The following is a 13,908-nucleotide window of genomic DNA, read 5'->3' as shown; positions in this document are numbered from 1 at the left end:
TACTTGTAGTCTAACAAAAGGGAGCCGTTAAGATGGTTGATCCGACTTCGGAGTTTGTTTCAGGAACTTTTCAAACAAGGAGCCGAACTCTTGATTCAACAACTGCTCGATTGTTTTTGAGGAGTCCATCGCATTTCGATAAGCAATTTCGTTGATGGTGAGTCCTATCGCCCACGTGATCCCCGAGGCGACAGTTGCATTAATGACACCAGCTGCGGCGTTCGCTCCAGGGAAGAATTTCATTACGTTCAATAGTAGCGTCTTCGATAGCGTACGACCGATTTGTGGGATGATCGTGCTTCCAATGAGTGTCTTCAGTAAATCGTCACTCGCCTTCACACCCCAATAACGGAACAGGTGGACGCTCATCGTCACTTGAATCGGTGTCAATGCCACGGCATCTGCGAATGGAAGTGGCACTGCCGCAGCGGTCCCCGCACTCGCCACATAGCCTGAGATGATTCGATTCGCTTTCTTCCGCTTTAACTTGAGCATCGCTTCACTCTCTGCCTGAATCTCCATCAAGAGCCCTTCCTGTAATGAAGTGTCTAACTGTTCGACCGACCACACAATTAACCGTTCCCAATCGACATACTGTCGTAACGTCTCATCATTCAATATTTCTGGGGAAATGCTGACTTGGAAGACGGATTCCTCTGATACGACCTCATCTAGTTCACTTCGTAGCGCCGTCAGTTCATCCAAATCGACTTGGTCGATTTGTGTAAATAAGACAGCCACAGCAGTCGAGTCACGTAGACGACGAATGAGCGTCTTGTCGAGAGGCGTGACACGTTTTGTCGCAGCGTTGATCGTGTACCATACAAGATGGATTCGATTCGTTGCCTCTTGTCGCTTTGCGTTCTCCACAAAACCGATGACTTCTTCCTCATAATGTTGCTGCCGTGCGCTGCCGATTTCATATCCTTCACTATCAAACAACGTGACCGCAATATCCTCACTCTTATATTGGTGAATTCCTCGAGTGACCGGCTCTCCCGCCGCCACCTTCGTCAAATCACGACCGAACACATGGTTCACGACCGAACTTTTCCCAGCCCCGGTCGCTCCTGCGATGAGGATGTTCGGTTTCTTCACATTGCCACGAAGGCGATCGAGCTCCGCTTTTAAATCATATTCTTTAAAATCAAACCGTTTTGTCGATTCCATTCTCGTTTCCCCCTTTATGAGTTGAGCGTTTGACCAAGTTGACGCATCTCGCGCTCAAAGCCACGTCGAATCTGTTCTTCAATCGTTTGTTTCACAGATGCATATTGTTGATTGATGGCCTTTTTGATGCCTCGTTCTGCCGTTCGGCGCTTGAATGCCCAGTAGATGAAGTGCACCCCAGGAATCATTCCGAGAACCATCTTTCGGACTGTTTTCCCGAACGAATAGTCAAATCCGAGCTCGACTCGTCTCGTTCTAAATAGATGATCGGCTTGCTCACCGACCAGAGGATACCGCTGCATGAGTTGGATATAGTGACGCACCCCTTCTGCCATCGCGTCTTCGGTCGTCACGGCCGCCTGTTCGAGCGTTTTCTCTAAATCCTTTTCAATATTCCGGGCTTTCCAACTGATCATCGCTTGCGGAGTCAGCATGCGGATTTTTTCCGCTGACGTGATACTTCGAATGCGCCAATCTTCCAATTCTTCTATGAGATGATTCGTCAGATTGATGGGAAGTTTTCGTTCAATGTCTTTCCACAAGTTCGTTCGATTCCGTTTCCACACCTCTTCGTACCCTCTCACCGGGACACGTTTCCCCGTCAGTAACTTCTTTTCGACACTGTTGACACGGATGATGTCTCCTTCTTCAATCGGAAGTTCGCGTAACAGCACTCGCTCCATCGCTTCCGCCTTCTGTACACTCATCGGATCTTCCTCATTGAAGTTGGTCAGGATGAGGGTGACGTTGCTCCCCCGTTCATATAACGGCTTTAAAATTGCCTCGAGCTCGTATGCCTCGACACGTCCTGATTGCACGGACAACAAATAATAGATGGTGTGAAACCACTCTGCGATATCGAGGGCACCTTCGCGCTGATGAACAATGGATAGGATAGCTTGATGCCATTCTTCGGAACGGTCTGCTTCAAGCCCCCACGTATCAAAGAAACGAAATAAGATGCCTCGCTCTAAATCGTAATACTCGTATTCATGAAGCCCTTCTGCGGTGACCGGACTTCCGGCACGCGATTCGGCGACGTCATGACCGTATATATAATTGATGAACGCACTCTTTCCGACACCGGTCTTCCCGGCAATCAAAATATTCGAGACGAGCCCTGTCCGATCCATATGCTTCCTCCCCCATTCGTTGTATAGTTCAATTATACCGAACGGACCGATTTCAAACGTCCATCGAAAGGATGATTCTCATGCTTCACCATGTTGAACTGTACGTATCCAACCTTGATGACAGTGTGCGTGCCTGGGAATGGCTCCTCTGTGACCAACTGGCGTACACACTTTACCAATCGTGGCCAGAAGGTCGGAGCTATCGTTACGGAGATACATATCTCGTTTTCGTCCAGACAGAGGAAGATCACCTTTCTCCGCCCTATCATCGAAAAAAGACTGGTCTGAATCATTTGGCGTTTCATGCCTCATCACTCGAGCAATTAGAAGAAATTCGACAACAGCTCACATCACACGGGTTTCGCGAATTGTATGCGGACCGTTTCCCTCACGCAGGTGGTCCGAACTATACAGCACTGTTTTTTGAAGACCCGGACCGTATCAAAGTTGAACTCGTGGCAACGATGTGAACGGTTTCTTGATAACTTCTTGAAAGTTTGTGAAAACAATTGCAAACTTTATGTCAACCTCCTAGACTGAAAGGGTCTAAAGGAGGTCTTTTTATGGAAAAGCAAGTCGTCGACTATATGGAAGAAGCCGCATTTAAAAAATCATCCTTGCTTCAGCAATCATTTTCGCAATACATGCTACGCTCAATCATCGCAGGGTTTTTGATTGGAATCGGGGTCGTCTTCTCGTTCACGGTCGGAAACATGTTCATCGATGTGCCCGGCACGATGCTCATCGCCGGCGCGAGCTTCTCGGTCGCACTCGTCTTCATCGTGTGGATGGGTGGAGAACTCTTTACGAGTAACACCATGTATCTCTATACCGGTGCAAAACGAGGTCGTGTCGCTTGGCTAGACTTAGCAAAAATATGGGGACTCAGTTGGGTCGGTAACTTGATTGGTGCCATCATCCTGGCCTTGCTCGTCATCGGTGCCCATAGTATGGGGGAAGTGACAAGTGAGCACTTACTCGCCGTCGTCGCAACGAAAAAAATCGGTGGAGATGCCCTCGCGATTTTTCTGAAAGGGATCTTATGTAACGTGCTCGTCTGTTTGGCCATCTTCATGCCGCTCAAAACGAACAATGACGTCGCGAAGATTATGCTGACGATGATTCCAGTCGTCGTATTTTTTGCCGCCGGGTTCGAGCACTCGATTGCGAACATGGGCGTTTTTGCCCTTGCGCTCCACTATGTACCGTCGGACCTCATCACCTTCAGCGGTGCCCTTTACAATTTGTTCTTCGCCACACTCGGTAATATTGTCGGTGGTGCGTTGTTCGTTGCGGGGAGTTACTTATATTTGAACAAATCGGAGACGGAGCAAGCCGTCAAACCGATTCGCCAACGTGCATAAAAAGACAGGGACCCCGATTCGCAGGGTCCCTGTTTGTTTCATTTCACGAATTATGATTTTGAAGAGTCAGCAGCGGCTGCTTGAACAGAACCTTGTGCCACTTCGTCTTCTTCCACGTCCCAGCACTCTGTGTTCTCGATACCGAGCTTACGAGCAGAGAAGCGTGGGTTGAGACCTTGAGCACGTTGCTCTTCGTAGTCTTTGAGGACTTTGAAGGCAACACCACCGAGCAATGTGATTGCCGCGATGTTGATCAATGTCATCCCTGCCATGAAGAGGTCAGCGAGGCTCCAAACGAATCCGAGGCTAGCGACCGCTCCGATGAAGACGAATGCCATTGTTGCAAGACGGAATCCGAGGACTGCACCTTTGCTCTTCTTGATGAATTCGATGTTCGTTTCACCGTAGTAGTAGCTTCCTGCGATCGAGCTGAACGCGAACAAGAAGACGCTGACAGCGATGAATGCTGGAGCAAGCGCTCCGATTTGTTCAGTCAAAGCGTTTTGAAGAAGGACAATCCCTTCACCGTTCCCTGAAGCGTAGCTATCTGAAAGAAGGATGATTGCTGCAGTTGCCGTACAAACGATCAATGTATCCAAGAATACACCGAGTGCTTGAAGGAAACCTTGTTTCGCTGGGTGCGATACTTCAGCAGCTGCTGCTGCGTTTGGTGCAGAACCCATACCAGCTTCGTTCGAGAAGAGTCCACGACGAACACCCATTGAGATCGCAGCACCGATTGAACCACCGACCGCTTCGTCTAAGCCGAATGCGCTTTGGAAGATCATCGCGAAGACAGCTGGAAGTTCAGCGAAGTTTACAACGACAACGTAAAGTGCGATTGCAAGGTAGAGAACAGCCATGACAGGTACGACGATTGCCGAGAAGTTCGCGACACGTTGTACACCACCAAAGATGACGAGACCTGTAAGGACGACTAAGACTGCTCCACCGATGACTGCATCGACACCGAACGCGTTATCGAATGCTGCAGCGATCGTGTTCGATTGAACTGAGTTGAAGATCAAACCGAATGTGACGGCGATGAGAACCGCGAATACGATTCCGAGCGCACGGTTGTTCAAACCTTTTTCAATGTAGTAAGCCGGACCACCGCGGTACGCGACATCGTCTTTCACTTTGTATACTTGAGCCAATGTACTTTCAATCATCGCTGTCGCTCCACCGAGAAGGGCGACAATCCACATCCAGAAGACCGCTCCTGGTCCACCGAGTGTGACCGCTACCGTAACCCCTGCAAGGTTACCCGTACCGATACGAGTAGCTGCACCGATGAAGAATGATTTCATTGGTGTGATACTCTTTCCATCTTTTGATGGTGTTACGTCCGATTTATCTGTAATCGTCCGGAACATTTCTTTTAAGTAACGGAACTGCATAAATCGTGTTTTGACTGTGAAGTAGATCCCGGCTCCAACGAGCACGGCGATCAATACGTACGACCATAAGATGTTGTTCAAAAAGTCGACGCTTCCTTGTAACATACCTTGAATCGCTTCCATGAATAAGTTCCTCCCTGTTGTGTGAATCTGAAGTTGAGAATTTTTTATGATGTCTTAGTTCTGAATTATACAAAGATTCTGACAATTAGCAACAATTTTTTTATAAGTGATTTCACTCTTTTTTCACATCAATTCGACGAGATTCCTTATTTTTAGTCATTTAAAGCGCTTACATAAAAATGTTTAGAAATATTAAATCATGATTGTTTTGACATATTTGAAAACTCAATTTCATGAATTTTAAGGGTAAGTCAGTCCATTATCCCTCTATTTCAAGCTGTTTTTTTGGAGTTTCATCTATGTTTTCTCTGTTTATCGGGTATTAACTTACTATAGTTGTCACCTTCTGTTCACCACGTAAAGTCATCTAGAAGAAAGAAGGAATCCATCATGAAAAGGCATCGGAAATGGTTGTCTTGGTTCGTTGTGTTGGCATTCGTGTTGTCCTTGTTACCCATGAAAGGTAATGTTGTCGAAGCAAATGACGGGACGCAGTGGTGTATCTCCACCACCTCTGACTCAACCATCTATGCAGGACAGAACATCCCAATCGGAGTCGTCGATTTTGAGTTTGTCGCAGACGGTCTAAAAATTGTCATCGATTTAAATGATGGTGTGACATTAGCTGACGTGCCTGAAAACATCAAAATTGATTTTCGGTTAACAAGCGAATCACTCGAACGTGGAAGTCCAGGCGCATACGAATTTAAAACAGCATCGCTCGTTGATCCAACACATCTACTAATCCCTTATGCTTCGTTAGCAAGTTATCTTGGTGTAGACGAAAGTGTATTGAAGTCAAACGGCTTCCAATTTAACGTTTTCCTTCACCTAGACACAATCGTCAATGGAGAAACGGAGACGGCTTATCCTGGTGATCCAGGCACTGGAACTCCTTGGGTCCGCTATGTGACATTGACTGTTGAAGAATGCACACCTCCGCCACCAGAGATCGATTATGGGGTCTATACAATCGGATTCTGGAAGAACATCTTCAACTATGAAAAAGTCTCGTTTGAGTATGGTTCAATCGTTTATATTCAAGGAGTATCCTATGATGTCAGCACACTTGAAGGACAACAGGCGTTGTCTGCATTAATGACAGGTTCTCCAAAATCAATGACGGAAGAAAAACGATTGATTATGCAGTTGACAGCAGCGAAAATCAACGTATTATTGAATGACCCTGCGTTCCTTGATCTAGAGCTCGTCTATAAAGACAGTGGCATATCGACTGGTTTGACAGTTGGCGAACTACTTTCCGGCGCAGAAACAGCTTTAGCTAACAATAACGTAGACCAAATGAAGTATTACCAACAACTTCTCGATCAATTCAACAACGGTTATTTTGAAAATACGTTACACGACTAATCCATCAAAAAAAGCAGTCGCTTCTTTCAAGCGACTGCTTTTTAAATACCAGTACGTTTCTTCTGGTTATTAGGTTTTTTCGTCAATTGACTCGTTAACGGTTTTTGTTTTGTACCATGTAAACCTGTCGGAACCTTCGTCTGGTTCTGTTTCTTTTCTGCAAGCTTTTGTTTCATCGCTTCTTGAAAAGATAGTTTTTTCTCGCTCATCTTACTCACCTCCAGCTTCGATCACTTTCACACGACCGACCTGTCCATCGCTCAAACGCACTTTGATTCCATGCGGATGACGTGGCGAGTTCGTCAAGATATCTTGAACGACGCCTTTCGTCAGCTTCCCGCTTCGTTGATCTTGTTTCAAAACGATTTGGACATGGAGCCCTGGGCGAATGTCAGCACGTTTCGTTCCATCCATACCCGACACCCCTTTCCATTTAGTCAATCTCTATCATATGCTCTTTTCCCTCATTTGTCACAGCCTATTCCAGATCCCGATTTGTCGCATCGTTTCCGTCATGTAACTTTGATCGGTCTGTAGCATCTTCTCCGGAAAGGGATTATGGAACGCGATACGGACGCCCCGATGTGAGAAGCTGACGTCGATGACCTCGTTTCCGTCTATATCGCAAAGCGTAGCTAATCCTTGTAGAGAATGAAAAGCCTCCGCGAACGTCTCTGCAAAGTCGAGATACGCCGTCACAGCGATCACACTACAACTTTCCCCAATCCGTAAAGTTAATCGTTCACGATTGGCATTTGCAATCACAACCTGCACTGACTCGTTCTCATTCGAAAATATAACCGTATGCATCCTCGTCTCACCTCATATTCAAAAGAGGTACCCTCCTAAGAAGGTACCCCTCTATCATAAACGATACAAACGTGCTGCGAATGGTCGCAACATAAATGTCTCGGTATCAATCGTCTCCGGATCGATTTCATTCGTCATGACAAGCGTCGCACTCGCAATCTCCGGAATGATCACTTCTGCCGGATTAGCGGTCAAGTTGACGACCACGAAGAATCGATTATTTTCAAATGTCCGTTCGTAGACGAAAGCCTGCTTATGTTCCGGCAAGACATCACGATAACGACCGTACGTGAACGTATCCTCGGCCCGGCGAAGACGAATCATCTCCTTGTAGAACGATAAAATCGAGTGTTGATCGTGTTTCTGCGCCTCAACGTTGAGTGTCTCGTACTCTTCATGAATCGGCATCCATGGGGTTGTCGTCGAGAAACCGGCATATGGTGACGCATCCCATTGAATCGGTGTTCGCACGTTGTCACGGGACGTGCCCCACACTTGTTGCATCGAATCAAGCTCACTCATCCCGTTCGCAATTCGTTCGAAGTACTCATTTTTCGTCGCGACGTCATCGTAGTCATGGATGGACGGGAGCGGCACGTTCTTCATCCCAATCTCTTGTCCTTGATAGATGAACGGTGTCCCATGCATAAAGAAATACATCATCGCAAGCGCAGTCGCACTCTCCCGCCAGTAGTGTTGCTCATCCCCGACGAGCGAGACCGCTCGCACCATGTCGTGGTTTTCAATATATAGCGCGTTCCATCCTGTGTCGCGTAAACCTTGCTGCCACTTATCGAAGATTCGTTTCAACTCGACGACATCGAGTGGGGCGAGTCGCGACCGTCGCATAATGTCGACATGGTCAAAATGAAATGCCATATTCATCGCACCGTTTTCTGGCCCCATCCAAAGATCTGCCGCTTCCGGTTCAATCCCGTTCGTTTCACCGACGGTCATTATATCGTATTTCGAGAACGTCTCCCGCTTCATCTCTTGAAGGTAGTCATGGATTCCTTCAATGTTTGAATACATCGAGAACGCCGTGACGACCGGCTTGCCGTCCGGAGATGGAAGCATCGTCCCTGTTGGCATCTTTTTAATATGACTGATGGCATCGACACGGAACCCGTCGACGCCTTTATCGAGCCACCAGTTGATCATGTCATAGACGGCCGTTCGGACTTCACGGTTCTCCCAGTTCAAATCCGGCTGTTTCTTCGAAAAGACGTGTAAGTAATACTGGTCGGTCTGCGCATCGTATTCCCAAGCAGAGCCGCCAAAGATACTTGCCCAGTTGCTCGGTGGCGCACCGTCTTTTCCGTCTCGCCAGATGTACCAATCCCGTTTCGGGTTATCTTTGGAGCTTTTCGACTCAAGGAACCACGGATGCTCATCCGACGTATGGTTGACGACGAGGTCGAGCAACAGTTTCATGCCTCGTGCATGCACCGCCTCTAACAGCGCATCGAAATCTTCCATCGTCCCGAACTCTTCCATAATGTCTTGATAGTCACTAATATCATATCCATTGTCATCATTTGGCGATTTATACATCGGACAAATCCAAATCACATCAATGCCAAGGTCTTCTAAGTAATCGAGTTTTTCGATAATGCCACGGAGATCCCCAATTCCGTCTCCGTTTGAATCTTTGAAACTTCGTGGATAGATTTGATAGGCAATCGCCTCTTTCCACCATACGCGACTGATTTCTGTTTGTTTCGTTTGGCTGAACAACGTCTCCATACGGCACGTGCCTCCTACAATAAGGTATGATTCACATTTACCATAGCATTAGTGCAAGCGTTTGCAAAGAATCAACTCACAAAAAAATGCAGTTTACACTGCATTTGAATGAAGCGCCCCCACTTGTTCACAAAAAGTCGTGATGAGCTTCGATAAGTGTTTCCAATCATGATCCATCGTCGCGACATGATACGAGTTCGGAAGCACCGCATATTCTTTTGTACCTTGAAGTTGATCGTATAACCAAATCGAGTCGGTTGGCGGCACGACGTTGTCGACAGCCGAATGGATGACGTATGTCGGGACGTTTACCGAACCGACTTGTGGTCTCACCTCATCAATCAATGAAAGCAACTCCCGAATCGCTCTTGTCGGCACACGGTCATAGACAATCTCGTACACATCCTCTGCTGCGATATCCGGAGCGTCTTCATCGATAAAGCGACACTCGGTATCTGATGCATGACACGCATATCCCGGTACGGATAACGCAGCATTAATCGTCACGATTGCATCTGCTTTTTCGTCAAGGGCGGCCTTGAGCGCTAGCGTCCCACCCATCGACTGCCCTACGACGATGACCGTCCGACATGATTCACGTAATCGGTCGATGCCTTCAACCACACTCTTATACCAACATCGATGAGTCGAACATCGAAAATCTTCCGGGTCTGTCCCGTGTCCTTTTAAACGCGGTGCATACACGGTAAATCCTTGTTTCATCAATTCGATTCCGACGTCTTGAACACTTTGAGGCGTTCCATTGAACCCATGACAAAGCAAAATACCGATTTCGTTTCCTTCATAATAAAATGCGCCTGCCCCAGGAATGACTGGATAGTTGATTGCTCTCATTACTGCCTCCTTTTAATACCCACTTAACCGATACAATTAATTCGTATTAGAAGAGTGTAAAAGTTATCCGAGTAATCGTCAAGTTCTTCAATGATCCTTTACTTTGTCATCAAACTGTAATCATAACTTCGTATTTAGTGGATTGAGTTCTGACGTCTGCTTGGTTATGTTTAACATGTAGTTTAAAACTTGGGAAATGTGTTTGTCATTTTTGACAATACACGAATAATTTTTCAAGTGATTCGTTAAAAGGAAAGTAATGTAAGCGTTATCATAGTTTTTTTGATGTGAAGGAGGGTTGTTTATAATCAATTTATGACAACGTACGATGGGGAAATCGGATTACACAATTACATCCAAGGGAGACTTACACATGGGGAAACCAACACAATCATTTAAGGCAGTCACTGGACTCGCCTTGTCAGCAGGACTCATCGTCAGCAGCATGACGCCAATCGCGGCAAACGTGTACGCCGAGATGTTGAACGCTTCAGACCTTTTCATTTCAGAATATGTAGAAGGTTCGAGCAACAACAAAGCAATCGAGTTGTTCAACGGAACAAACGCGACAATCGATCTTTCTGCTTACACAATTGAATTGTATTCAAACGGCGGCACGACTGCCGGAAACACATTGAACCTGACGGGAACACTCGAACCAGGGGCTACATATGTCATCGTGAACGGCAGTGCATCGGAAGCATTGAAAGCAAAATCGGATACAACGAGCGCTGTCACGAACTTCAACGGTGATGACACAATCATCTTGAAAAAAGGAGACACGGTTCTCGATGTCTTCGGCCAACTCGGCTTCGACCCAGGTACAAAATGGGGAACGACCGTGGCGACTGCCGACCAATCGCTCATTCGTAAAGATACAGTGACGCGTGGCGATAGTGATGGCAGCAATGCCTTCGATCCTTCGGTTGAATGGACATCGACGCCACAGGACTCGTTCGATAACCTCGGAGCACACACGTTCCAAGGCGTCGAGTACGGAGATGGCGGCACGACGGAACCACCTGCACCGGTCACACCGATTTCAATCGCTGATGCACGGACAAAAGCAGAAAACGAGACGGTCACGGTAAAAGGAGTCGTCACAGGAAAATTAGCGAACACGATCTCCATTCAAGACGCGACAGGTGGTCTTTCCATCCGTCCAACGTCGCTTGCGGTCAATGTCGGGGATGAAGTCGTCGTTACGGGTGTCGTCGGTTCGTATCGTGAACTTCTTCAATTGAACAGTGCGGTCGTCGTATCGAAGCAAGCGGCGGCGCTCCCTGCCCCACAAGTGTTGACGGGCGAACAAATCAATGAGGATGCTGAGTCAGAGCTGGTCACTGTCAAAAATGTCACGCTCACAGGTAGCGGCCAAAACTTGACAGCAACGGACGGAACGAAGGAGTTCATCGTTCGTGACGAGCGTGGCATCCTCGATTTGCAGACAGACGTGAACTATTCATCCATCACAGGAATCGTTCAACAGTTTGACGACGTTTATCAAATCATCCCGCGTGACCCGGCGGATACGGTCATCGATACGTCTGTTCTTCGTCCTGCCGTCGCAAAACCAGGTGCTGGTACGTTCGTTGGATCGCAAGACGTTACGCTCTCGACAACGACGGCAGACGCTGAGATTTTCTATACACTCGACGGTTCTGATCCGAAAGAAAACGGAACTCGATATGAGAACCCGATTCGCATCGAAAACTCGACGACGTTGAAGACAGTTGTAAAAACAGGAGATACATTCAGCGCGGTCTCCACGTTCTCTTACAAGATCACAGACAAGATTCGTATTCACGACATCCAAGGAGCGAACCACACGGCTCCGATGAACGGTCAGACGGTTGAAGGTGTTGAAGGAATCGTCACATCTACTTTCGTCTCGAGCGGAACGACGTATTACTTCATTCAAACTCCTGATACGGAAGCCGATGACGATGCACGCACATCTGAAGGGATTGTCCTTTACGGTGGACGTTCAATCGCTGGCATTCAAGTCGGTGATCTCGTCAAAGTGAACGGAAAAGTAAGTGAGTACGCGATTGAAGGATATAGCGATCGTCAACAGACAGATATGAAGATGACGCAAATCGATACGCGTAATGGGAAAGTTGAAGTGCTCGAGAGCGGTGTGACACTTCCGACTCCGATTACCATTGATGCGACAAACCTCCCGACTGAGTTTATCGACAGTGATAACCTCGCCGTCTTCAACCCTGAAAAAGACGCCATCGACTTCTGGGAGAGCCTCGAAGGCATGCGCGTTCAAACGAACAACTTGAAATCGGTCGGACCTCAAGAATACGGTGACTTGGTGACCGTTCTCGAAGATACACCAACGGAGACGTTCAATGGTGGCGTCTTATTGAAAAAGAACGACGCGAACCCAGAACGCATTCAGTTCCGTCTTGAACCGAACGCTGAAGCGCGTGATTTCGATGTCGCGACAGGTGACCGTTTCAACGGACCGATCGTCGGTGTTGTCGGCTACTCGTTCGGTAACTATAAGATCCAAGCCTCTCTCGAGAACATGAAAGCTGCTTTCGTCAAAGGGGACGCGCAACGTGAGAAGACGTTCATCGAAGCAGAAGAAGATCAATTGACGATTGCCTCGTACAACTTAGAGAACTTCTCGAACAACATCAAAGAAACATCGGATGAGAAGGCACTCAAATTGGCGAAAGCGTTCGTCAACGAATTGAACAGCCCTGACATCATCGGCGTGACAGAAGTACAAGACAACGATGGACAGGACAAAGGTGCAGGTTCTGCCGCCGACCAAAGCTATCAACGCTTGATTGACAACATTGTCGCTGTCGGTGGAAAAACATATAAGTACGTCAACATCGACCCAGAGAACAACCAAGACGGTGGCGCACCGGATGCCAACATCCGCGTCGGCTTCTTGTATGACCCTGAGCGCGTGTCATTGACGGATGGAATGCCTGCTGGTGATGCGACGACGGCTGTCGGATACGAGAACGGAAAGTTGACACATAACCCGGGACGCATCGACCCGACGAATGAAGCGTTCGATCGCTCACGTAAGCCGTTAGCAGCTCAATTCGACTTCCAAGGCGAGAACGTCATCGTCATCGCGAACCACTGGAACTCAAAAGGTGGAGACACTGGCTTCTTCGGTTCGCAACAGCCGGTCGTGCTCGGAAGTGAGGTACAACGTAAGAAGATCGCAGAAGTCGTCCACAACTTCGTGGCGGACGTGAAGACGAAGAACCCAGAAGCGAACGTTGTCGCTCTTGGAGACTTCAACGATTTCGAATTCTCAGATGCACTTCAAATCTTCAAAGGTGACTTGATGACGAACATGGTCGAGAAAGTCCCTGCTGTCGACCGTTACTCATATGTCTATCAAGGGAACTCGCAAGTGCTCGACCATATCCTCGTGTCGAACCGCTTGGCCGCTTCTACAAAGATTGACATGATTCACGTCAATGCGGACTTCACGGAGATGTCAGGTCGCGCCAGTGACCATGACCCGGTTCTCGCACAAATCGATTTCACACCGGAACCTGAAGTCGAGTTGACACGTTACGCGGTAGAAAATCATCCGGCCGCTCGCCTCGTCCTTCAAGAGGATTTCATCGGCGTGACGATTGGAAAAGGCACGAACTTCAAAAACGGCATCTTCGTTCGTGGTGCATTCACGGAATTGACGGGTGACGCTTTGAAAAACGTCGTCGTTCAAGTGAAACCAAAAGAAGCCGGTGCCATCATCGACTTCAAAGGCGCAACAGTGAAGGAAGTCATCGTTGACGGGAAAAACCTTGCCGAGATTCGCGGGGCAAAAAATGTCCAACGCATCACGTATACGAAAGGTGCTTCCTCTTCATCCATCATCATCAAGAAATAACATGTTGAACCGCAGACACATCGTCTGCGGTTTTTTTGGGTTTCACCTCTCTTGAA

Annotated in this window: 12 protein-coding genes; 4 read left to right on the top strand and 8 right to left on the bottom strand. The window is 47.7% G+C overall.

Annotated features, from left to right (window positions below; all coding sequences use genetic code 11):
- Nucleotides 1-27: 27 nt before the first annotated feature.
- Both KNO87_RS10015 and KNO87_RS10010 read right to left on the bottom strand, forming a co-directional pair.
- Nucleotides 28-1,170, bottom strand: coding sequence for a YcjF family protein (locus KNO87_RS10015; RefSeq protein WP_214795930.1), 1,143 nt, complete (start codon nucleotides 1,168-1,170; stop codon nucleotides 28-30).
- A gap of 14 nt (nucleotides 1,171-1,184) precedes the next feature.
- Nucleotides 1,185-2,303 carry a GTPase gene (locus KNO87_RS10010; RefSeq protein ID WP_214795928.1) on the bottom strand — a complete coding sequence of 373 codons (1,119 nt, stop codon included), beginning with the start codon at nucleotides 2,301-2,303 and terminating at the stop codon, nucleotides 1,185-1,187.
- A gap of 80 nt (nucleotides 2,304-2,383) precedes the next feature.
- Here KNO87_RS10010 and KNO87_RS10005 point away from each other — a divergent pair, with 80 nt between their 5' ends.
- Together KNO87_RS10005 and KNO87_RS10000 are read left to right on the top strand one after the other, a co-directional pair.
- Nucleotides 2,384-2,773 carry a VOC family protein gene (locus tag KNO87_RS10005; protein WP_214790105.1) on the top strand — a complete coding sequence of 130 codons (390 nt, stop codon included), beginning with the start codon at nucleotides 2,384-2,386 and terminating at the stop codon, nucleotides 2,771-2,773.
- A 93-nt stretch (nucleotides 2,774-2,866) separates the two neighbouring features.
- Nucleotides 2,867-3,667, top strand: coding sequence for a formate/nitrite transporter family protein (locus KNO87_RS10000; protein ID WP_214790103.1), 801 nt, complete (start codon nucleotides 2,867-2,869; stop codon nucleotides 3,665-3,667).
- A 50-nt stretch (nucleotides 3,668-3,717) separates the two neighbouring features.
- Here the strand turns inward: KNO87_RS10000 and KNO87_RS09995 are convergent, their stop codons facing one another.
- Nucleotides 3,718-5,190: an alanine/glycine:cation symporter family protein gene (locus tag KNO87_RS09995; RefSeq protein ID WP_214790101.1), complete on the bottom strand. Its 1,473-nt coding sequence runs from the start codon at nucleotides 5,188-5,190 to the stop codon at nucleotides 3,718-3,720.
- Between the two features lie 390 nt (nucleotides 5,191-5,580).
- On the opposite strand from KNO87_RS09995, the gene KNO87_RS09990 reads away from it, so the two are divergent.
- Nucleotides 5,581-6,561 carry a hypothetical protein gene (locus tag KNO87_RS09990; protein ID WP_214795926.1) on the top strand — a complete coding sequence of 327 codons (981 nt, stop codon included), beginning with the start codon at nucleotides 5,581-5,583 and terminating at the stop codon, nucleotides 6,559-6,561.
- A 41-nt stretch (nucleotides 6,562-6,602) separates the two neighbouring features.
- Here KNO87_RS09990 and KNO87_RS09985 read toward each other — a convergent pair whose 3' ends face one another.
- From KNO87_RS09985 to KNO87_RS09965, 5 genes are all read right to left on the bottom strand, one after another.
- The gene (locus tag KNO87_RS09985; protein ID WP_015880321.1) at nucleotides 6,603-6,770 is read right to left on the bottom strand and encodes a hypothetical protein; all 168 of its coding nucleotides are present in this window, start codon (nucleotides 6,768-6,770) and stop codon (nucleotides 6,603-6,605) included.
- A gap of 1 nt (nucleotide 6,771) precedes the next feature.
- Nucleotides 6,772-6,975 carry a YwbE family protein gene (locus KNO87_RS09980; protein WP_015880320.1) on the bottom strand — a complete coding sequence of 68 codons (204 nt, stop codon included), beginning with the start codon at nucleotides 6,973-6,975 and terminating at the stop codon, nucleotides 6,772-6,774.
- A gap of 57 nt (nucleotides 6,976-7,032) precedes the next feature.
- Nucleotides 7,033-7,371, bottom strand: a complete 339-nt coding sequence (locus KNO87_RS09975) for a hypothetical protein (RefSeq protein ID WP_214790099.1) — start codon at nucleotides 7,369-7,371, stop codon at nucleotides 7,033-7,035.
- A gap of 54 nt (nucleotides 7,372-7,425) precedes the next feature.
- The gene (locus KNO87_RS09970) at nucleotides 7,426-9,081 is read right to left on the bottom strand and encodes a glycoside hydrolase family 13 protein (protein WP_214796185.1); all 1,656 of its coding nucleotides are present in this window, start codon (nucleotides 9,079-9,081) and stop codon (nucleotides 7,426-7,428) included.
- Nucleotides 9,082-9,210: 129 nt separating this feature from the next.
- Entirely contained in the window at nucleotides 9,211-9,972 is a 762-nt protein-coding gene (locus KNO87_RS09965) for an alpha/beta hydrolase (protein ID WP_214795924.1), read from the bottom strand.
- Nucleotides 9,973-10,345: 373 nt separating this feature from the next.
- On the opposite strand from KNO87_RS09965, the gene KNO87_RS09960 reads away from it, so the two are divergent.
- Nucleotides 10,346-13,852 (top strand): lamin tail domain-containing protein, encoded by a 3,507-nt coding sequence (locus KNO87_RS09960; protein WP_214795922.1) that lies wholly within the window; start codon nucleotides 10,346-10,348, stop codon nucleotides 13,850-13,852.
- The last annotated feature ends 56 nt before the right edge of the window (nucleotides 13,853-13,908 follow it).

This window comes from Exiguobacterium sp. s34 (assembly GCF_018617435.1).
GTDB lineage: Bacteria > Bacillota > Bacilli > Exiguobacteriales > Exiguobacteriaceae > Exiguobacterium > Exiguobacterium aestuarii.
This window is presented reverse-complemented; position numbering and strand designations above follow the sequence as displayed.